This is a genomic window from Rhodococcus sp. UFZ-B548 (assembly GCF_903819475.1).
Taxonomy (GTDB): Bacteria; Actinomycetota; Actinomycetes; order Mycobacteriales; family Mycobacteriaceae; genus Rhodococcus_F; species Rhodococcus_F erythropolis.
On the sequence record NZ_CAIJDS010000158.1, the window covers coordinates 1 to 1,039 of the forward strand.

The window sequence follows — 1,039 nt, forward strand, 5'->3', positions numbered from 1 at the left end:
CACAGTTCGCCGACGAGATCCGCGCCGACGGAGTCGAGGGCGACAAGCTGATGCGCTTGACGGACGGCAGCGCGAAGCGCCTGCGCGACTCCGGCGTCATCCGGATGTTCCAGCCGAAGGAATTCGGAGGCCTCGAGGCACATCCGCGTGAATTCGCCGAGACGGCAATGGCTATCGGCGCGATGGACGGTGCCACGGGCTGGGTCAGCGGCATCGTCGGTGTTCATCCGTGGGAGCTTGCGTTCTTCGACCGCAAGGCTCAGGAAGAGGTGTGGGGAACCGATCCCGATACGTGGATGGCGTCACCGTATGCGCCGATGGGCGTGGCGAGGCCGGTCGAGGGTGGCTACATCCTCAACGGGCGCTGGTCGTTCTCCTCCGGTACCGATCACTGTGACTGGATCATGATCGGCGCGATGGTCGGTGACGAGTCCGGTAAGCCGTTGATGCCGCCGAAGCACCTGCACGTACTGCTGCCGCGCTCCGATTACGACATCGACCAGGACAGCTGGAATGTCGTGGGGCTGCGCGGTACGGGGTCGAAGGATCTGATCGTCAAGGATGCGTTCCTGCCGACGTATCGGACTCTTGATGCGGGAAAGGTTTTCGACGGGACGGCGTGGAAGGAAGCGGGCCGTACGGAGACGTTGTACAAGTTCCCGTTCTCGTGCATTTTCCCGTTGGGGATCACTTCGTCGTTGATCGGTATTGCTGAGGGTGCGTTGGCGTGCAATATGGCGGCGCAGCGTGAGCGTGTGACGGTCAGTGGTGTTCCGATCAAGGAAGATCCGTACGTGTTGTTCGCGATCGGTGAGGCTGCGGCCGAGATCGCTGCTTCTCGGGCTGCGATCTTGGAGACGGTGGATCGTTTCTGGGACATGACCGAGAAGGGGCAGGAAGTTTCGTTCGAGCTTCGTGCGATCGGTCGGCGTACGCAGACTGCTGCGGCGTGGCGGGCGGTGCGGGCGGTGGACGAGATCTTTGCTCGTTCCGGTGGTGGCGCGTTGCAGTTGAACACGCCGATGCAGCGGTTCTGGCG

At 62.8% G+C, this 1,039-nt stretch carries 1 protein-coding gene; it reads left to right on the plus strand.

The annotated features are described in order from the left end of the window. The coding region (locus tag H7C86_RS36935; protein WP_182263521.1) for a hydroxylase at nt 1-1,039 on the plus strand (1,039 nt) is incomplete at both ends.